Below are 18,486 nucleotides of genomic sequence, written 5' to 3'. Positions count from 1 at the left end.
ATGGCCGTTCTGGTCAGTGGGAACGAGATCGTGCTCTCGGGCACGGTCGGCGATCTCTATTGGGATGAGAGCTTCAGCGCTGCTGACGTGATCTCGGCGCTTGCTGAAGTCGGGCGCGACCGCGACGTGGTCGTGCGCATCAACTCGGGCGGTGGCATCGCGACTGAGGGTGCGGCGATCCACTCTGCGCTCGTCGCCCACAAGGGGCGCAAGACGATCATCGTCGAGGGCATCGCGGCTTCGGCGGCCTCGGTTATCGCCATGGCCGGCGACGAGATCGTGATGGCGCTTGGCGCGCTCATGATGGTGCACGACCCGAGCGGTTTCACGTTCGGGACCGTCGACGATCACGAGCAGCAGATCCGGGCGCTCACCGCGCTCGCGACCGCGATGGCGGGCATCTACGCCGACCAGACCGGACGCACGATCGACCAGTGCCGGGCGGACATGAAGGCCGAGCTCTGGATGACTCCGGAGCAGGCAGTCGAGGCAGGTTACGCCGACCGCGTCCAGGGCCGGGCGGCGAACGAGAACGAGCCAGAGCCGACGGCCTTCAACTTCCGTCTCTACGAACATCCGCCCGAGCGCCTCGTCGCCCTGGCTGATCAGCGCGCGTGGAGCAAACGCGCGCGTCCTCGGGCGGCCTTGCCCGCCGCCACCCACCGCCAACGGGAGACCACCATGGCGAATGAACCGGCGGGCGCGGGCCCGACCATCACTGTTGCCGAACACGAGACGAAGCTTGCCGCGGCGATCGCCGAAGCCAAGGCAGCGCCGCCGACCGCGATCCAGCGCTCGGAAGCGGCCGAGATCGCCAAGGCCTGCGTCGATGGCGGCGTGCCCGCCATGGCCGCGAGCCTCCTGGCTGAGGGCGTCACGCTCGCAGTCGCGAAGGAGCGGATCGGCTCCGCGAGCCAGATCAAGGAGCTCGTCGCGCTTGCCGGCAGGACCAGCACGGCCGTCACGGCCGCCATGGCCGATGAGTTCATCGCCGCGGGCAAGACCGTCGAGCAGGTCCGCGCCGATCTCTTCGACAAGCTCGTCGCCAAGCAGGAGCGAACGGACGTGCGCTCGCACGTGCAGCCCTCCGATGGTGACGCGAACCCCTCGTCGCGCATCGTGGCGAACTACCGCGCCGCCACCGGCGCCCCGCCGAAGACGGCCTGACGGCCGGATCCCGAAGTCCAGAAAAGGAGGCCTGTGATGGCCGTCACCAACATCCCGTATAGCGGCGTCGGTATCGCAGGTTTCGAGACCGGCAACGACTTCGCCCAGGTCGAGCTCTTCAACTCGGCCATCCCTCATCCCGTTACCGAAGACTACCCGGTCGGCGAGAGCACGACCCTCGCCGCCTTCGCGGTCGTGGGCGTAGATACCAACGGCAACCTCGTGATGGCGAAGACCTCGAGCACTGCCGTCGTCCCGATCGGGATCACGACCGTCGCTGTGGTCACCGGCGCGGGCCAGACGGACCGCATCGCGATCTACCGTCAGGGCAACTTCAACCCCGACGCTCTCACCTGGCACGCCGACTACAACACCGACGCCAAGAAGGCGGCGGCGTTCCGCGGCTCGCCGACCCCCACCAACATCGTCATCCGCAAGCGTCTCTGACGCCAAGACCAGGAAAGGAAACTCGTCATGGCGTTCGATCGCTACGAAATCTGGAACACGCACACCCTGCTCGGGGTGTACCGCGAGACGGACTCGCCGGTGAACTACTGGCTGGACCTGCTCTTCCCGAACGAGATCTCGTCCACCGACGAGTACATCGACTTCGAGAAGATCCCGCGTGTCGGGCGTAAGCTCGCGCCGTTCGTGGCCCCTCTCGCGCAGGGGCGCCCGATCTACGAGGAGGGCGGTCGCGTTGCTCGGTTCAAGCCCGCCTACGTGAAGCCGTCCGACCCGGTGACGCCGTCGCGCGCCCTCACGCGGCGCCCGGGCGCTCTGCTCGCGCCGGAGGCGATCAGCCCGCAGGCCCGGTATGACGCCATCAAGGCGGACATTCTCGCCTACCACCGCACGGCGATCGAGCGCCGGTGGGAGTGGCTCGCCGCCAAGGCCATCATTGATGGGGCTGTCACGATCGACGGCGACGACTACCCGTCCGTCGTGATCGATTTCGGTCGTGCGCCCGGCCACACCGTCGTTCTCGGTTCCGGCGCGCGCTGGGGCGAGACCGGCGTCTCGATCCTCGACAACGTCCAGAGCTGGATGGACACGATGCACTCGGCCGAGTTCGGCGGTGCTCCGACCCGCATCACCATGGGCACAGCCGCCTGGGGTGTGGCGCGGAAGGACGAGAAGCTCCTCAAGGAGATGGACACGACGCGGCGCGGCAACGACGTGAATATCCGCACCGGACTCTACGGTACGGGCGAGGTGCGGTACGTCGGAACGCTTGGGGCCGGGCTCGAGGTCTACGTCTACAACGACTATTACAGCGTCGGCGGGGCGGTCACGCCCTTCATGTCGCCCAAGGACGTCGTCCTGACCGGGCCGAACGTGCAGGGTATCGCTGCTTCGGCGCCATCGTGGACGTCAACGCGCAGTTCCAGGCGCTCCCGATCTTCCCGCGGAACTACATCATCCCGGGCGATGTCGCGATCGAGCAGATCGTGACCCAGTCGGCTCCGCTGATGGTGCCGATCAATCCGAACGCCACCCTCAAGGCGACCGTACTCGCCTGATCCCGCAACAGGTCTGGAAGGATGAAAGACGATGGCACAGGCCTTCGCGATCACGACCCTGCATGTCTGCCGCAAGCCGGCGGAAATGAAGGACGGCACGGTGGTGAAGCCCCCGGAGATCGAGGTCGTCCCAGCGGGAGCGATCACCGATCTGACCGATGAGGACTTCGAGGCGTTCTCGGCGGCTGGTGCTGCGCGCCGGCCGACGAAGGTAGATCGAGCCAAGGTCGAGGACGAGGCGGAGCCTGCTCGCGTCGAAGCCTCTCCTGCTCGAGCGCCGAAGCCGGCGCGATGAACGCCTTCTCGGGCGCTGTGGACGCGATCTTCGACGATCCGAACATGGCGTCCGATGTGACCTGGCGCTCTGCCTCGAGCGGCAATGAGCGCCCGGCCCGCATCATCCAGAAGCGGCATCAGCCCGATATTGTCGTCCGCCAGAACACGTTCGAGCTGGATGCCATCCTGGTCGACGTTCGCTTGTCTCAGATCCCGGATGGCGAAGTGGGTGACAGCCTCCTGTTCGAGGATGGGTCCGAGTTCGAGATCACTCGGGCGGTCGACACCGGCGACATAGGTCGCGTGCAGACGTTCGAGGCTCAGGTCTACGAGCCGTAGGGATGCGGTTCAGCGTCAAGACCGATGACATCCGCAAGGCGCTCTCGGGAGCCGAGACGCAGATCGCCAAGGCTGTCACGGCCGGCATGCGGGACGCCTCCGCCGGGCTGAAGGATGATCTCCGGGACGGTGTCAGGGGCGCCGGCCTCGGCCAGCGTCTCGCGAACACTTGGCGCGGGAAGAGCTACCCGGAATCCGGCGAGAGCGTCGAGGCTGCGGCCTTCGTCTGGTCGAAGGCGCCGAAGCTGATCGACGCCTACGATCGCGGGGTCACGATCTCTGCTCGCGGACGTCGGTTCCTGGCCATACCGACACCTGAGGCGGGCGTGCGGCATGCGACCTCGGCGAGGCGTCGGGGGACGACCGGGCACACGCTCACACCCGCCGTCTGGGAGCGGGAAACCGGCATCAAGCTTCGCTGGGTCCCAGGGCGGGGCGGCGGGGTACTTGTGGCTGACGCCTTCTACATGAGGCAGCCCGCGCGCTGGCGGCGAAGGAAGTCGTTTCAGCCGATCAAGACGAGTGGCCCACGCCCCGGGCGCAAGTTCATCGTCATCTTCGTGCTCGTCGCGCAGGTACGCGTGCAGAAGCGTCTCGACATCGACGGGATCGCGAAAGCCTGGGCCGACCGCGTGCCGGGCCTCATCGCGAGGCATTGGACCTGATCATGCCGAGCAAGCGGGAACAGGTGATCCAGGCCGTCGTCGCGCTCGTGCGGGCTGCGGTCCCGGAAGTCGACCTGGTCCGGAACAGCGGCAAGCCGGAGAAGATCGGCAAGGATCCCGTCGCGATCGTCAACGATGGTGATCCCGGCGAGCCGGAGGTCACCCTGAACCCGGTGACTTACCTCTACGAGCATCGCATCCCTGTCGCGTTCGGTGCCAACAGGACCAGGACCGAGACGGCAGACGCGGTCATGGACAGCATCCTGGTCCGTCTGGGGCAGGCGATCGAGGCGAACCGGTCGCTCGGCGGCTTGTGCGACTACCTCGACGTCGAAGCCCCCGTCGCGGACGTCATTGAAGCGGAAGGCGCACAGACGGCCCGCTTCGCCGAAGTGACCCTCGTGGCCGCCTACGGCGTCACGAACCCTCTCACCTAAGTTTCACGGAGAAGCAGCATGGCTCGCGCGAGAGGGGCGAACGCCCTGATGGCTGGCGCTTTCGAGAGCGTCTACGGCACTCCCCCGGTCAGCGGCTACAAGCGGCTGCCTTTCGTCTCGTCGAACCTCGGCGAGGAGCAGGGGCTCATCGCGGACGACCTGCTCGGCTTCGGTCGCGAGGCGCTCGCGCCATCGTTCGATGTGATCAACAACGTCGGCGACGTCGTCGTGCCGGTGGATGTCCGCAACTTCGGGAACTGGCTCAAGCTGTATTTCGGCAATCCGGCCACGTCGGGCGGGGTCGCGGCGAAAGGCTCGATCCTATTCTCGGCCCAGCCGGCGAATAGCTCCACGATCGCGATCGCCGGGACGGCGTTCACCTTCGTGTCGAGTGCGCCGAGTGGCAACCAGATCCAGATCGGGGCGAACCTGGCCGCGACTCTGACGAATGCGGTCACCGTGCTGAACGCCAGCGTCGTCCCGGCGGTCGCGGCGGCGACATACGCCCAGACGGGCGGCAACACCCTGACGATTACGCACGACACGCTCGGTCAGGCCGGCAACAGCTTCGCCCTTGCGGCGACCGCTCCATCCAACGGCGCCATCTCAGGTGCGACCCTCTCCGGAGGAGCCACCCAGCACGTCTTCACGTCGGGCGCTTCGACCCTCCCATCGATGTCGATCGAGGTCGGGCTGCCGGATGTGCCGACCTACGGCATGAACTTCGGCGTCCGCGGCAACACGATGCGAATCGGGATGCAGCGCTCCGGTCTGCTCTCGGCCACGCTCGGCCTGATCGCCAAGGGCGAGACGAAGGCCGGCGCCACTGCGGCGGGGACCCCATCCGTTGCAGAGGTGAAGCGCTTTTCGCAGTTCACCGGCAGCGTGAAGCGTGAGGGCGCGCAGCTCGCGAGCGTCGTCTCTGCCGAGTTCACCTTCACGAACAATCTCGAGCCGGTCGAGACCATCCGGTCGGATGGCCGGATCGAGGACGCTGACCCTGGCATGGTCGGCATGTCGGGCAGCATCGTCACGCGGTTCGCCGACACGGTCCTGCTCGACCAGGCCCAGTCAGGAGCGCCGTGCGAGATCTCGTTCGGCTGGGCAATCGACGCGAGCACGTCGCTCCTCTTCCTGGTCCCGGCCGTATACCTGCCGCGCGCCAAGCAGCCCGTGTCGGGGCCGGGCGGCGTCCAGGCGACCTTCAACTGGCAGGCAGCCCGCGGCGCGGCGGGCGCTACCTGCATCGCCACCCTCGTCAACGATGTCGCGAGCTACTGACCCATGCTGAGGCTGTCCCCGAAGGGTTCCGAGCCGTTCTGGATCGACCTCCTGCCCGGCGTCCGGGTTCAGGTGAGGCCCATCTCTGCCGCGATGATGCTGGTTGCGCGAGCCGCGGCGGGCGACGCCTTTCGCTCGGCCGATCGCGACTCGGTCCACTACGCGAACGCTGCCATGACCGTGTCGCTCGCTCACCAGGGCATCGTCGCATGGGAGGGCATCGGCGACGCTGAAGGCGCTCCGCTCCAGGTTACCCCGGAGAACATCGATCTCCTGCTTGACGAGTGGCCGGCGTTCCAGGCCCTCGACGACGGCTATACCCGGCCCGCTCTGGTGGCGGCCGACGAAAAAAACGGCTCAAGGCCCTCGCCGAATGGCATTTCGGCGGCGGGTCCGAATACTGCAATGCCTGTGACCCCGACGACGAGCGGTGCTCCGGATGCGCCTACCGTGTCCACACCCCGCAAACGCCGGACGGCATCGTCACCTGGGAAGTGATCCAGCGTTCGGCCGGTCAGGTCCGGGTCTGCTCCATGGGGGCGAACGGCTTTATCACGGCAGTTCCGGTCGGGCTCGATTTCGGGGCGATCATCGCTCTGGCTGAGGCCATGGGAGCGATGTCTCCGCTCCTGGCGGAAGTCCTGCCCCATGTTGAGCCGCTGATCCTAAAATCCTTCCGCGACAGCGGGGAGGGCGCAGATGCCTCCTAGTATCGGAATTCGGCTCGGCGTCGAGGGCAAGGCTGACATTCAGCGCGCCTTCAACGAGGTCGAGCAGGCCGGCAGGGCTGCCTTCGGCGGCGTCGCGGACGCGGCCGAGAAGGCTGGCGCGGCATCTGAGCGCCAGATCGAGAAGTGGAAGCGCCTCGCCCAAGCGGCACGGGAGGCGCAGGCCACCGACCGAGCCCAGGCGAACATTAACTCACTGCTCGGCGTGAACCCGGCCGCGGACGGGACCGCGCGGGCCTCTGCCGCTGTGTTCGAGGCGGCCTTCGCCAGCGCGGATCGCTTGCCGGCGAAGCTGAAGGATGTCGCGGTCGCGAATGACAACGCGATGCGCGCCATCGGTCTGCAGGGCCATGCCTGGAAGAACCTGGGCATGCAGGTCAACGACGCTGCGACGATGATGCTCTCAGGCTCGTCGGCATTTCAGGTCGCTGCAACGCAGGGCGGCCAGGTTCTCCAGATCCTGCAAGGTGCCGACGGCGGCATCTCTGGTGCGCTGCGACATCGGCAGCCGGGCGGGCGCGATGGTCAATCCCGTTACGGTCGCTGTCGCGGCACTGGTTACGATGGGCACCACGGCTGCTCTCGCGTTCAAGAGCTATTCGGACGGACAGCAGGCGGTCGAGCAGTCGCTCGTCGGCGTCGGCCGGGCGAGCGGTGCCACCGTAGGGCAGATCAACGACGTCGCGAGCGCAGCCGCTGCGGCCGGGAAGGCTTCCGCGTCCTCCGCGCGGGAGATGGCCTCGTCCTTCGCCTCGACCGGCAGGATCAACGTCAGCCTGTTCGGCGACATGATCTCTACGTCGCGCGATCTCGCGAAGACGCTCGGGATCGACGCGACCGAAGCTTCAGCCATGCTGGCCAAGGCCTTCAGCGGCGATCTCGCGAAGGGCGCCGAGCTGCTGAACGAGCGGCTCGGGTTCCTGGACGCGAAGACGCTCACGCTGGTTCGCACGCTCGAAGCGCAGGGCGACCGGACGGGGGCGACGCGCGCCGTCATGGACGCCATGAGGCCGACCCTCGTGGATGCGGAGGCAAAGACCTCCGCGCTCGGAAAGGCTTGGGACTACGTCAAGACCGCTGCCTCTGGCGCCTATGACGCGCTCGGCCGGGCCGTTTCGCGGGCCGTCAACGGTCCCGAGATCTCACAAGCCACGCTCGACGCGCTGAACCGGCAGATCGAGCAGGCGCGCAACTCCCCCCTGTTCCGCGGCCTCGATCCTCAATCGCAGGCGATGTCGCTGCAGGCGCTCGAGACCCAGCGCGACGCCGTAATGATCGCGCTCGACACGGCTCGCCGTACGGCCGACGCTGATGCGCGCGAGATGGAGCAGCGGGCAACGTCGCTCGCGGCCCAGAACATCATCCGGCAGTTCATCCCGGATCAGGCGGATCTTGAGCAGCTGGAGAAGTTCAAGACGACGCTCGAGCAGGCGCTCGCGGCGCCGAACGCGCCCGGTGGGCTTGATGTCGTGCTGCAGCGCATCCGCGAGCGGCTCCAGGCCGGCGGGACGCAGGCTGAGCAGTTCGGCCGAGCCTCGCGGGACGCCTTCGCTCTCTCCGGCCTGACTGGCTATGCTCGCGAGCTGGAGACCATCCGGCAGAAATATGCGGAGCTGATCGAGACTGCCTCCCGCTCCGGCAATCTCGCGGCCGTCGGCACGCTCGTCATGGCGCAGGGCACCGACATCCAGGCGGTCAACGACAATCTGCTGCGCACGCCGAGTAGCTATCGAAAGGGCGTTGCCGACGTTCCGGAGCAGTACCGGGCGGCGCTTCTCGCCGCGGCGGCCCGCTACAACGTCGATCCGAATCTAGGTGCCTCGGTCCTCTGGCAGGAGAGCCGCTTCAACCCGGACATCATCAACGGGCGTATTCGAAGCAGGGCGGGCGCAGCGGGCATTGCGCAGTTCATGCCGGACACTGCTGCCCAATACGGCATCGACCCTCTCGACCCGCAGCAGGCCATCCCGGCCATGATGCGGATGCTGAGCGAGCGCCTTCAGGCCCGCAACGGCAACGTCCCGCTCGCGCTCGCCGATTACAACTTCGGGGCCGGCAACGTGAACCGGGTCGGTGGTGACGTCTCCCGCTTCCCGGCCGAGACCCGGAACTACATCGCCGAGATCACGCGCCAAACCCCGGCCACGCAGGCACAGGTTGAGATGGTCCGCTCCTGGGAGCAGGCCACGAAGAACTCGACCCAGTCGCTGGAGCTGCACCGCGGCGCCCTCTCAATGACGACGTTCGAGATCGAGAAGTCAAAGCAGGCTCGCCAGCTTGAGAACGAGGCGATCCAGCGCGGCGAGGAGCTTACGGACGGGCTGCGGGCCAAGATCGATGCCGAGGCCACAGCTCGGGCTCGAAACGCTGCGGCGATCCAGCAGACCAACGCGGAGCGCTTCATCGAACAGCAACGACGCGAGCTCGGGATGACGTCGACCGATCTCATGGTCGAGCGACAGATGCGCTCGCTTGGCGTGGGCAAGAACGATCCGCAGCGCGAATTCGTCGAGAGCAACCTCCGGATGAATGCCGCCCTAGCGGAGACGCGTAGTCTCGCCAGTGAAAGCTTGAGGGGCTTCCTGTCCGATCTGCGGTCAGGCGCGTCGTTGATGGACGCTCTCGGCAACATGGCCAACCGTCTTGCGGATCGCCTGATCTCCATGGCCGCCGATCGAGCAATCGCGGCTTTGTTCAACGGTTTCGGCGGCGGGGGCACGGGTACCGGGGGCGGCCTCATGGGCTTCTTCTCGAGCCTCTTCGGGGGCTCGGCTGTCCCGGCCCGGGCGAACGGCGGCTGGATCTCGGGGCCGGGCAGCGGCACGTCCGACAGCATCCTGGCGCGCCTCAGCAATGGCGAGTTCGTCGTGAATGCGAACTCTGCTGCTCGGCACCGTCAGGTTCTGGAGGCGATTAACGGAGACCGCCTCCCTCGCTTCGCCGCCGGCGGCTTCGCGCTGACGGGCTCGGGCGTGCCGGCGATCGGCCCGGCCGGGGCGCCGCAGCAGCCGGTCGTCTACGTCGAGAACTACAGCGGGGCCGGGGTGCGGTCCGAAGCGGTTTCTGACGGTCCGAAGGGACCCGGCCTCAAGATCATCGTGGGCGAGATGATCCAGGGCATGATCTCGGAGGGCCAGTTGGATCGACCCTTCCGCGCCCGGTACGGCATGAACTCGATGCGGGGCGCCTGATGGCTGCTCCGGTTTGGCCGTCCGCTGTGCCTTACGAGACGAAACGATCGAGCTTTGCCATCGAGAAGCTCGGTGGCGGGAACATCAAGACTCCGATGCAATCGGGGCGGACCCGCATGCGCCGCGCCAGCACGCTCCGGATCACCCTGATGCGCTGGGGGCGGGAGCTGAAGACGGCCGAGATGGCCGCCTTCCGCACGTTCGTCCTGACCACTCTCGGCGACGGCACGGCGTCCTTCACGATGCCGGTCTGGCAGGCAGGCTCGAACAGCTACGTCACCCGGACCGTGCGCATCAAGGACGGCGCGGAGGGCATTTCTGAGCGAGAGACCCGCCCCGGTCGCACCGAGGTCTCGATGGTGCTCGAGGTCGAGAATCTCTGATGCCGATCACGGTCTCCGATGCCTGGGCCGAGGCGGCCGTCACGGCGCCGCGCCAGGAGGTGATGCTCCTCACCCTGGAGTTCCATCACCCGGCCTTTGTCGAGAATGGCCTGCCCACGGCAATCCGGGCGGTGCGCAACACGGAAGACCTGATGCTGCGCCTCGACGCCGGCGCGCCGCTGAACGCCGGCCAAGTGGTGCTCTTCAAGGCGATCCCTTTTGAGGTCGACTATCCCCGGATCGGGCAACTCGGGGCAGAGGCAACCATCCGGCTCGACAACGTGAACCGGGAGGTCTCCCGCTATCTCGCTTCGGCGGTGACGATGAACCAGACCGTGAAGGTGATCTTCAGGGGCTATCTCGCGTCAGATCCGGACACGGTAGGGCATGGGCCCTACACGCTGGAGCTCCGGAACGTCACTCGGAAGTCGACCACGCTCGAAGGCAAGATCGTGGTGGCCAGCCCGGGTCAGCTCAAGTTCCTGCGTCAGGTCTACGACCAGCAGTCCTTCCCCTCGCTCATGGCGGTGTCATGATCAAGTTCCGACCACAACGCGGCGGCTTGGCCGAAGCTATGGCGGAGGCCGTCGAGCTTCCTGATCGCAGTGCCCTGGTCGCCCACATCAACAAGCAGCTCGAGGGAGCGCGAGGCAGCACAGGGGCCCCGCTCGCCAACAACGCCAATCTCGTTATCGAGCCGTATGGAGGCGCGGACCCGCGCATCGGTTGGAGCAGGACATTCGTCGTCACGCTGCGAGATTGGGGGATCGTAGGCTTCACGGACAGCAGCGAATGACGATGGACCGCAACGCCTTCCTCTCCGACCTGATCGGCCGCCCCTACGCCATCGGCGCGCGCGGGCCCGAGGCGTTCGACTGCTACGGGCTCACTCGGCACCTGCAGCGCGAGCTCGCCCGGATCGAAATGCCGGATGTGCCATTCGCCAATCCGACCACGCGGGCCGCAGCCGAGGCCATGCTGAGCCATCCCGAACGGCAGGCCTGGGAAGAGGTCGAGCACCCCGAGGATCTCGACATCGTCTTGATGGGGAACGTCGCGAAGCGCGACTTCCACCTCGGGACATTCGTGATCCCGGCGATCTCGGGCGTGGTCGTACACACCGACCAGGCGAACGGGGTCGTGGCCGACGACATCCCGTCGCTCAAGGCGGTGGGCTTCAACTACCTGCGGTTCTTCCGTCGCAAGACCTGACCATGCGCCTTGCCGTCGCCCACAAGCTCGAGGTCTACGATCCCGAGTTGGCGGAGCCGTGCCCGGACGAGCGGCTCGTGCTGCCCGTCCGCACGGCCGAGGCCGTCATGGGCGAGAGCGTCACCAGCTTCCTGGAGCGCTCGGGCTGGCGTTTCGATCTCCCGACCGTCCTCGTCATCAATGGCGAGTTCTACGGCCGGGCCGAGTGGGACAGCTACAAGCTCGCCCTGAACGACAACGTCGCTTTCCTGTCGCGACCCGGGATCGGCGGTTCGTCGTCAGGCGGGAGCAGCAGTGGCGGCAAGAGCATCATGGCCCTGGTGGGCCTGATCGCTCTCTCGGCCCTGGCCCCGTGGGCGGGGGCGGCGGTCTTCGGTGCTGGTACAGTGGGGGCGAGCATCTTCTCGGCGGTGCTGATCGCCGGGGGCTCGATGCTCCTGTCGTTCCTGCTCAAGCCGAAGCCGGCCGGGAAGACGCAACAAAACGCCGACGATCTCTACTCCTTCGCCTTCTCGGCGAACGCGGCGCGCCCGCTCCAAGCCATTCCGGTCGGATATGGCCGCCGCATCCAGGCGCCAGACCTCGCCGCACCCTCCTACACGGAGTATTCTGGCGACAGCATGGTCGAGTACGCGCTGTTCTCGATCGGGGGCGGTCGCTACGACCACGAAGAGATCCGGATCGGGGACACGACGATCTGGACGAAGGCCGGCGGCACGAACCCGGACTTCCCCGGGCTCTCGTTCCAGATGCTGAACCCCGGCGAGCAGGTCACGCTCTTTCCGGTCAACGTCGTGACGGCGAGCGAGGTCAGCGGGATCGAGCTGACACAGGACTGGTCGGCGCCGTTCACGGCGAACGCGGCGGAGACGACTGCCCGCAAGATCCTGGTGGACTTCGTGTGGCCGTCGGGCTGCTTCCAGACCGACAAGAAGAGCGGGAAGCTCAAGCCGACGAGCGTCTTCATCGTGGTCGAGGCCCGGTTCGTGAACGCCGCGGGCGCCCCGACGAGCGGCTGGTTCCCGATCTTCACGAACCCCTACACCTTCGCCAAGCAGTCCCAAATTCGGGTGACGGAGCACATCACCGTCCAGCCCGGCCGCTACGAGGTGCGGGTCCGGCGCGAGAACCCGAGCCTGAACGACAGCGACGAGGTGAACGGCCAGGACTCGGTGCAGTGGACCGCGCTGCGCGCCCATATCGACGGGCCGCAGAGTTTTCCGGTGTCGACGATCGCCATTCGGGCCGAGGCGAACAAGTCGCTGTCCGGCGTCACCAACGGCAAGGTCAACGTCATCTCCACCCGCATCCTGCCGGTGTGGGACATGGCTTCCGGCCAGTTCGTGGAGCAGCCGACGCGGTCGCCGGCCTGGGCCGCGCTCGATGCCTGGCGCAACGATGACTACTCGGCCGGCCTGCCGATCAGCCACGTCGACTTCCAGAGCTTCGTGAACTACGCGGCCTTCTGGGAAACGCAGGGGCACTGCTTCGACCACTTCTTCACCGAGCCGGTCTCGCTCGACGAGGCGCTCGAGACGATCCTGAAAGCGGGGCGGGCGCGGCCGGCCTTCGTGGGCGACCGCCTGACGATCGTGCGCGACGAGCCGCGCGGCATCCCGCGCATGCTCTTCAACGACTTCAACATCGTCCGGGACAGCCTCACGATCGACTATGTGCTCGCGAACGACCAGTTCGCGGACGGGGTGGTTGGGCAGTATCTCGACGAGACCTCATGGAAGCTGGCCACCGTCTCGTCGGCCCCTGACGGGGTCATGCTCGCCAAGCCAGCGCAGATCGAGGTGACGGGCGTCACGCGGCGTGCGCAGGCGGCTGGCCTCGTCCGCTTCCATGCCGCTGAGAGCCAGTATCGGCGCGTGACAGTCTCGTGGCAGACCGGGGCCGAAGGCAAGCTCCTGAAGTTCGGCGACCTCGTCGTCCTGTCGAGCGAGCAGCCGGAGGATTGGGGGCGGTCGGTCGAGGTCACGGCCTTCGACCAGGGAACGCGCAGGCTCACCCTCAACCCGGCCCCATCCTGGGATGCGGGCGCCCTGAACCACTACATCGAGGTGCAGCGCGCGAACGGGCAGTCATGGGGGCCGGTGCGCGTCCTGCGCGGGCCTTCGGACGCCATCGCAACGGTCAACGCGAGCGACCATGACGCCGAGGCCGCCCGGCAGGGCATGACGCTCTGGCAGGCCCTCGCCCGCAAGGACACCGCGGAGCAGCCGCTCGCCAACTTCTCGCCGGCCCAGCCGCGCTCGTTCCGCGTCCTGATCACGGAAGGCACACCGGACCAGGACGGCGAGCACATGACGCTGAAGGGCGTCGTGGATGCGCCCGAGGTCTACGATGTGACGGAGTCGGGCGTTCCGCCACTCCCGTCGATCCCGGACATCTATTCGCAGTCGATCCCGACGATCACGACGCTCGGCGCACAAGTCTACCAGCGCGGCGTCGACCTCATCCTGTCCGCAGGCTGGCAGCCTGCCCGCGGCGCGGTGAGCTATGTCGGCGAGGTCAGCTACGACGGCGAGAGCTGGGTCCGCGCCTACGCGGACGACCGGACCACTTTCGAGGCTGTCGTGGGTGGCGCGCCCACCATCCGGGTCCGCGTTGCCGGTGTGACCGTTGGCGGCGTCCAGGGGCCATCGTCGGTGGTCGAGGTCGTGCCGCCGAATCTCGTGGTCTCGCCGGAATTCGTGTTCATGCGGCTGCGGCCGGAGGATTTCGAACAGCAGATCGCGCGCCGCTTCGAGGTTCTCGACCAGCTTCAGATCACCGCGGACCTCGCGACCGAGAGCCTCGTGATCGGCGATGAGGCGACAGACCTCGGCAAGGCTGCGATCCGGCAGATCCAGGCGGTCGAGGTGGATGTCGACCGTGCCTACGCCATCTTCGGGACGGAGGTCCTTGCCAAGTTCCAGCAGAGCGGGGCCACCGTCTCCCAGACCTTCACGGCTCTGGCGGAAGCGGATCAGGCTCAGGCTCAGGCGACGCAGGAGGTTTCCAGCGAGCTGGAGCAGTTCTCAGCCACCGTTACCGAGAACCTCGCCACTCTAGCGGACGCCGATGAAGCGCAGGCGCAGGCGACGCAGGAAGTGGTCGCCTCCGTCGGGGATCTTTCGGCCAGCGTCACGCAGCAGGCCAACGCTCTGGCTCTGATCAACGGCCAGCTCACCGCGAGCTACATCGTCAAGGTCGCGGCCGGTGGGTACTGGAGCGGGTTCCAGCTCATCACGCAGGATGGCAGCCCGGGCCCGGTGAACTCGGAATTCCGCGTCGCCGTGGACAAGTTCCTCATCGGGGCACCGGGGGTCGGAATCGCGCCCGACTACTTCTTCTCGATCGCAACAGTCGGTGGCCAGGCGCGCGTGGCCGTCCGCGGGGACCTGATCGCCGACGGGACGGTTTCGGCCGGCGCGATGCAGGCGCAGAGCCTCTCGGCGATCTCCGCGAACCTCGGCACTGTGACAGCCGGGATCATCTCGATCTCCGGCGGCAACGGTCGGATCGAGTTCTGGGACTGATGCCCCGCCGGATCCTCATCGGCGAGATCGCCGGCCAGGTGGACTGCCGCATCTCGCGGCCCGGCTACGACGCTGCCCTGGACGATGTGAACGACCGCAAGAAGATCTCGTTTGCGGCGAGCCGGCCGAGCTACGGGCAGGTTGCGGCCGCGGGCTTCATCACGGGCGTGAACACCTGGCACGTCTTCGAGCAGGCCTTCGGCAACATCCCCGTCGTGATGTTCACGATCAAGCGCGGCGGCAGCCAACTCACGGGTGAGGTCAGCCGCTACACGCGGCCCTATGCGGGCCCGGCCATGTACCGGGACGGCACGCCCTACGTCGTCGTGGTCGAGCAGGGCCGGATGATGATCACGATGCCGAACGATTGGCAGCTGGCCGAGCATCCGCTGCCGGCCGGCGATGCGTTCAACTTCTTCTGCGTGACCTCCTGATGGCGCGCCGGATCGTCCTCTTCGCAGAGGGGATGCGGATCTCAAAGCCCGGGTTCGATGCACTGACGACGGGCGAGGAGAACCTCCTGTTCTCGACGAGCCGCGGGCACCTGATGCAGCTCGGGGCGGGCATCTTCGTGGTGCCGGGCGGTACGAGCGGGATCCGGATCGAGTTCGGGCGGGATGTCGGGCAGGCCCCGATGGTCAAATGCGGGCGCCTCGACGCCGGGGAGATCCTCTTCCCGGTCCACGTCTACGTCGATCAGACCGGGTTCTGGGCAGTTGCCGGCTATGCCCCGAACGGCACGCAGCCGGCCGCAGGCATCACGGTGCGTTGGGTCGCCTTTATGAGGCAGCAGGGATGAGCCGGCGCCTGATCATCGGGAACGCGGGGGGCGGCTTCAAGATCAGGCTGTCGAAGCCTGGCTACGACGCGCTCACGGCACCGCTGGAAGGGCTCCTCTTCGATGCGGACAACTACCCGGGCCGGATCTACGCCTCGGGGGTGAACGACGTTGCGAAGAACCCCCAGAGCGGGCTTCCGAACAGGCCGGCGAACGTCGTGAGCATACCGCACGGGCTCGGCCATCAGCCGGACGTCATCGTGGCCCTGGCTCGGGCGATCAACAATCCCTTCGCCGGGACCATCCAGGAGGCCGCCGGTGTCCAGTACATCGGGCACTGGATGTACCTGGGTAAGGCCAACACCCAGACGTTCTACAACGCCTTCCCGCTGAACCCCGCCATGGCGCAGCGGTGGTGCAGCCCCTTCAGGTTCGAGGGCGTCTATGCCGGCAGCGGGGGTGGTGCCACGGGCGGCACCGAAAACGGCGGCTGGTGGATCGATTACGACGCGGCCAGCATCCACGTGACGAACTGGCTCGCCAACGACCTGCAGGTCCGCTGGACCGCGCTCGAGGTGTTCTGATGCCCTTGTGGTTCCTGGACGAGGCCGGCAGCTATGTCGGCGAGAACTCGACCGCCTATCCGGCTCCGGCCGAGATGGTGGAGCGAATCCGAGCGAACCTGCCCGACGGCGTGGCTCGGGTGGAGGACGTCCCGCCGCTCACGGGCGAGTTCTGGCACTGGCCGTCCGGCGCCGATGGGCCCCAGCTTAAGCCCGCGATCGGCGCGAAGCTCGACAAGGTGGAGGTCGCGGCCGACGAAGTCGATCACGTCGTTCTGACCGGCGTGCCCGCCGGCGCGGAGGTGCTGATCACCGGACCCTTCCAAGGCAGGTTCGTGTCGGATGGCAGCGACATCGCGCTCTCCTTCACCGATCCCGGGCCGCACGAGGTGCGGATCTCCGCCCCAGGCTGCCGGCCGGAGCGGTTCTCGCTGATGGCCAAGCCAGAGGGAGAGGCCAGCCCGAAGAGGCGCCGCCGTAAGGTCAAGGCCGGGCAAGAGGTCGTGGTCGGCCGGACGCCCGAGGCCTATGCCGATGAGGTGGCGGCCGACGTGGATGCGCATTTCGAGGGCGTCGCAACCCGCTATCAGGCTGCGGTCGCGATGGCGCCGGAGGCCGAGGCGCACCTCGCCGGACAACCCTCGCAGCGGATCGAACGGCTCGCCGCGGCCCAGGACACGACGGCGGACGCGCTCGCCACCATCATCAAGGCCGATGCGGACCGCTTCTGGTCGCTGCAGGAAGAGCAGGCCCAGACCAAGCGGCAGATCCGCGAGCTCGGGCAGCGCCGCGAGAAGCGCGCCGGCTTCCAGGCACTCCTGAAGGCCAAGGGGATCGAGGCACGCCGGGCCGCGATCGACAACCCGGTTTCCGTCACCCGCGCCTGACGCACCTCGCCTTTCCCGTCTGAACCGGGCGCGCCTGCGCGTCGGAGCGATATCGAATGGCCGATCCACCGATCGACTTCATCTATGCCGAGGGCACGATCACGCTGACCAATGGCTCGGATATCGCCGTCGGCCAGGACGTCGCCTGGGACCTCGCCGTCCTGCCCTACGACATCGTCTTCCTGCAGAGCGGCCAGGGCGTCACGGCCGTTCGGGAGGTGCTCGCGCCCGGGCAGATGCGGATAGCACGTGCCTGGGCCGGCGAGACCCTCGTAAACGCGCCGTACTTCGTGCTGCGCTGGATCAAGCACACCGATCCAAGGGTCTACGGCGCGCGGGTCTCGTCCTACCTGACCCGGCTGAAGAACATCCCGGAAGATGGAGCCATCCTCCAGGCGATCGACGAGCGGGTCACGCAGATTGGCGCTCAGGTCGCCGCGGCGACGGCTGAATCGGCCGCCGCCGCCCATCTCTCGGCACAAGCTGCAGCCGAGATCGCGTTGGGCAATCTTGGGGCCGCGGCGCTCATCGCCCTGCTCGAGGCGGTGGCGCCACTCCTACCGACCTCCCTACCGGCACAGTCCGGCAAGCTCTGGAACGCCGGCGGCGTCCTCGCAATCTCCTGATCGGATAATCACATGCTGAACCGTCTCGCCGCGGCAACCCTCACCCTGCTGCCGCCCTCGCTCGCGTTCGCTCAGGCCAGCCTTCCTTCGCCGCCGGTGAAGGACACGCCGACGGACGCGACACGCGCCGTGAACCGCAACTTCGTCGATGGCGAGTTCGCGAAGCGCGGGCGCTACAGCGTCAAGTCGTTCGGGGCGAGGGGCGATGGTGTCCGGCGCGAAGGCTGCGCCACCACGGCGGGGTCTGCGGTCCTGACCTGCCCGGGGGCGGCGTTCACGGCCGGCGACGTCGGCAAAACCGTCATCCTGAAGCGTGCCGGGGCAAGTGGCGGCCAGATGATCTCCACGATCACTTCCCGGACCTCCGCGACCACCGTCACGATGGCGGCCAATGCAAGCACGACGGTCGCGAACACCAACAATACGAGCACGTCGACAAGCTCGGTTGCCATCGGGACTGGAACGAAGACGTTCACGGCATCGACCGGTCGGGCATGGGTCGCGAATAACATCGTTCAGGTAGCGCCTACGTCGAACACTGGCGCATGGATGTGGGGTCGGGTCACGAGCTACAATGCCGGCAACGGCTCGCTCTCGATCTCGGTGCTCGGCATCAGCGGCTCGGGAACCTTCGCCAGCTGGAATATCTCGAGCCTTCCGGTCCAGGCGCTCTACGGCACCGATGACGGGGCTGCGATCAAGGAAGCCGCCGCTCAGGTCACGTCGACCGGCGGGGAGCTTCATTTCCCCTCGGGCATCTATCTGACCTCGCAGCGGGCTGATTTCGCCGCCACGCGGTTCGGGGTGGATGACCAATCCGCCTTTCTCTTCGCGTCTCAGCTGGATCATCCGCCGGGGCTCAAGACCGTTCGCATCACTGGCGCGAGCCGTCCGCAGATTGTC

General features: G+C 67.2%; 22 protein-coding genes and 2 pseudogenes. 23 read left to right on the top strand and 1 reads right to left on the bottom strand.

All coding sequences use genetic code 11. From position 1 onward, the window contains the following. The 10 genes from ACO2SS_RS10120 to ACO2SS_RS10075 all read left to right on the top strand — a co-directional run bounded on the left by ACO2SS_RS10120 (position 1) and on the right by ACO2SS_RS10075 (position 6,398). Positions 1–1,167, top strand: coding sequence for a head maturation protease, ClpP-related (locus tag ACO2SS_RS10120; protein WP_423277516.1), 1,167 nt, complete (start codon positions 1–3; stop codon positions 1,165–1,167). Between the two features lie 36 nt (positions 1,168–1,203). Then, on the top strand, positions 1,204–1,614 hold the full coding sequence (locus ACO2SS_RS10115; RefSeq protein ID WP_423277515.1) for a head decoration protein: 411 nt from the start codon (positions 1,204–1,206) through the stop codon (positions 1,612–1,614). A 27-nt stretch (positions 1,615–1,641) separates the two neighbouring features. Further along, positions 1,642–2,622 (top strand): major capsid protein, encoded by a 981-nt coding sequence (locus ACO2SS_RS10110; RefSeq protein ID WP_423277514.1) that lies wholly within the window; start codon positions 1,642–1,644, stop codon positions 2,620–2,622. Positions 2,623–2,721: 99 nt separating this feature from the next. Further along, a complete protein-coding gene (locus ACO2SS_RS10105; protein WP_423277513.1) occupies positions 2,722–2,985 on the top strand; it encodes a hypothetical protein in 264 nt (87 codons plus the stop codon). Further along, a complete protein-coding gene (locus ACO2SS_RS10100) occupies positions 2,982–3,305 on the top strand; it encodes a head-tail joining protein (protein WP_423277512.1) in 324 nt (107 codons plus the stop codon). Before ACO2SS_RS10105 ends, ACO2SS_RS10100 begins: the two co-directional genes overlap by 4 nt. A 2-nt stretch (positions 3,306–3,307) precedes the next feature. After that, positions 3,308–3,970, top strand: coding sequence for a DUF6441 family protein (locus ACO2SS_RS10095; protein WP_423277511.1), 663 nt, complete (start codon positions 3,308–3,310; stop codon positions 3,968–3,970). Positions 3,971–3,972: 2 nt separating this feature from the next. Continuing rightward, positions 3,973–4,407, top strand: coding sequence for a hypothetical protein (locus ACO2SS_RS10090; protein ID WP_423277510.1), 435 nt, complete (start codon positions 3,973–3,975; stop codon positions 4,405–4,407). Between the two features lie 18 nt (positions 4,408–4,425). After that, a complete protein-coding gene (locus ACO2SS_RS10085) occupies positions 4,426–5,688 on the top strand; it encodes a phage tail tube protein (protein WP_423277509.1) in 1,263 nt (420 codons plus the stop codon). Positions 5,689–5,691: 3 nt separating this feature from the next. Continuing rightward, positions 5,692–6,186, top strand: a complete 495-nt coding sequence (locus ACO2SS_RS10080; protein ID WP_423277508.1) for a hypothetical protein — start codon at positions 5,692–5,694, stop codon at positions 6,184–6,186. Then, positions 6,183–6,398, top strand: a complete 216-nt coding sequence (locus tag ACO2SS_RS10075) for a DUF7697 family protein (protein ID WP_423277507.1) — start codon at positions 6,183–6,185, stop codon at positions 6,396–6,398. The genes ACO2SS_RS10080 and ACO2SS_RS10075 overlap by 4 nt, the downstream gene beginning before the upstream one ends. 39 nt (positions 6,399–6,437) lie before the next feature. On the opposite strand, the gene ACO2SS_RS10070 is transcribed toward ACO2SS_RS10075, so the two are convergent. Continuing rightward, a complete protein-coding gene (locus ACO2SS_RS10070) occupies positions 6,438–6,752 on the bottom strand; it encodes a hypothetical protein (protein WP_423277826.1) in 315 nt (104 codons plus the stop codon). Here ACO2SS_RS10070 and ACO2SS_RS10065 point away from each other — a divergent pair. From ACO2SS_RS10065 to ACO2SS_RS10005, 13 genes and pseudogenes are all read left to right on the top strand, one after another. Further along, positions 6,742–7,303: pseudogene (locus ACO2SS_RS10065) on the top strand (phage tail length tape measure family protein); the annotation flags it as partial. The gene ACO2SS_RS10070 and the pseudogene ACO2SS_RS10065 sit on opposite strands and share 11 nt — an antisense overlap. Positions 7,304–7,411: 108 nt before the next feature. Beyond that, on the top strand, positions 7,412–9,607 hold the full coding sequence (locus tag ACO2SS_RS10060) for a lytic transglycosylase domain-containing protein (RefSeq protein ID WP_423277814.1): 2,196 nt from the start codon (positions 7,412–7,414) through the stop codon (positions 9,605–9,607). Next, positions 9,607–9,990 carry a hypothetical protein gene (locus ACO2SS_RS10055; RefSeq protein ID WP_423277506.1) on the top strand — a complete coding sequence of 128 codons (384 nt, stop codon included), beginning with the start codon at positions 9,607–9,609 and terminating at the stop codon, positions 9,988–9,990. The genes ACO2SS_RS10060 and ACO2SS_RS10055 overlap by 1 nt, the downstream gene beginning before the upstream one ends. Further along, the gene (locus ACO2SS_RS10050; protein ID WP_423277505.1) at positions 9,990–10,526 is read left to right on the top strand and encodes a DUF1833 family protein; all 537 of its coding nucleotides are present in this window, start codon (positions 9,990–9,992) and stop codon (positions 10,524–10,526) included. Before ACO2SS_RS10055 ends, ACO2SS_RS10050 begins: the two co-directional genes overlap by 1 nt. Beyond that, complete coding sequence (locus ACO2SS_RS10045; protein ID WP_423277504.1) at positions 10,523–10,786, top strand: hypothetical protein; 264 nt, start codon at positions 10,523–10,525, stop codon at positions 10,784–10,786. Before ACO2SS_RS10050 ends, ACO2SS_RS10045 begins: the two co-directional genes overlap by 4 nt. Next, the gene (locus ACO2SS_RS10040) at positions 10,783–11,202 is read left to right on the top strand and encodes a peptidoglycan endopeptidase (RefSeq protein WP_423277503.1); all 420 of its coding nucleotides are present in this window, start codon (positions 10,783–10,785) and stop codon (positions 11,200–11,202) included. The genes ACO2SS_RS10045 and ACO2SS_RS10040 overlap by 4 nt, the downstream gene beginning before the upstream one ends. A 2-nt stretch (positions 11,203–11,204) precedes the next feature. Beyond that, positions 11,205–14,729, top strand: coding sequence for a host specificity factor TipJ family phage tail protein (locus tag ACO2SS_RS10035; RefSeq protein ID WP_423277502.1), 3,525 nt, complete (start codon positions 11,205–11,207; stop codon positions 14,727–14,729). Continuing rightward, positions 14,729–15,163, top strand: coding sequence for a hypothetical protein (locus tag ACO2SS_RS10030; protein WP_423277501.1), 435 nt, complete (start codon positions 14,729–14,731; stop codon positions 15,161–15,163). The genes ACO2SS_RS10035 and ACO2SS_RS10030 overlap by 1 nt, the downstream gene beginning before the upstream one ends. Next, positions 15,163–15,528, top strand: a complete 366-nt coding sequence (locus tag ACO2SS_RS10025) for a hypothetical protein (RefSeq protein WP_423277500.1) — start codon at positions 15,163–15,165, stop codon at positions 15,526–15,528. Before ACO2SS_RS10030 ends, ACO2SS_RS10025 begins: the two co-directional genes overlap by 1 nt. Beyond that, complete coding sequence (locus tag ACO2SS_RS10020) at positions 15,525–16,091, top strand: hypothetical protein (protein ID WP_423277499.1); 567 nt, start codon at positions 15,525–15,527, stop codon at positions 16,089–16,091. Before ACO2SS_RS10025 ends, ACO2SS_RS10020 begins: the two co-directional genes overlap by 4 nt. Continuing rightward, entirely contained in the window at positions 16,091–16,957 is an 867-nt protein-coding gene (locus ACO2SS_RS10015) for a hypothetical protein (RefSeq protein ID WP_423277498.1), read from the top strand. Before ACO2SS_RS10020 ends, ACO2SS_RS10015 begins: the two co-directional genes overlap by 1 nt. A 56-nt stretch (positions 16,958–17,013) precedes the next feature. Continuing rightward, a complete protein-coding gene (locus ACO2SS_RS10010) occupies positions 17,014–17,583 on the top strand; it encodes a hypothetical protein (protein ID WP_423277497.1) in 570 nt (189 codons plus the stop codon). 12 nt (positions 17,584–17,595) lie between these two features. Further along, a pseudogene (locus ACO2SS_RS10005) lies at positions 17,596–18,486 on the top strand (hypothetical protein); the annotation flags it as partial.

It is taken from the genome of Enterovirga sp. CN4-39 (assembly GCF_049446235.1).
Lineage (GTDB): Bacteria > Pseudomonadota > Alphaproteobacteria > Rhizobiales > Beijerinckiaceae > Enterovirga.
This window is presented reverse-complemented; position numbering and strand designations above follow the sequence as displayed.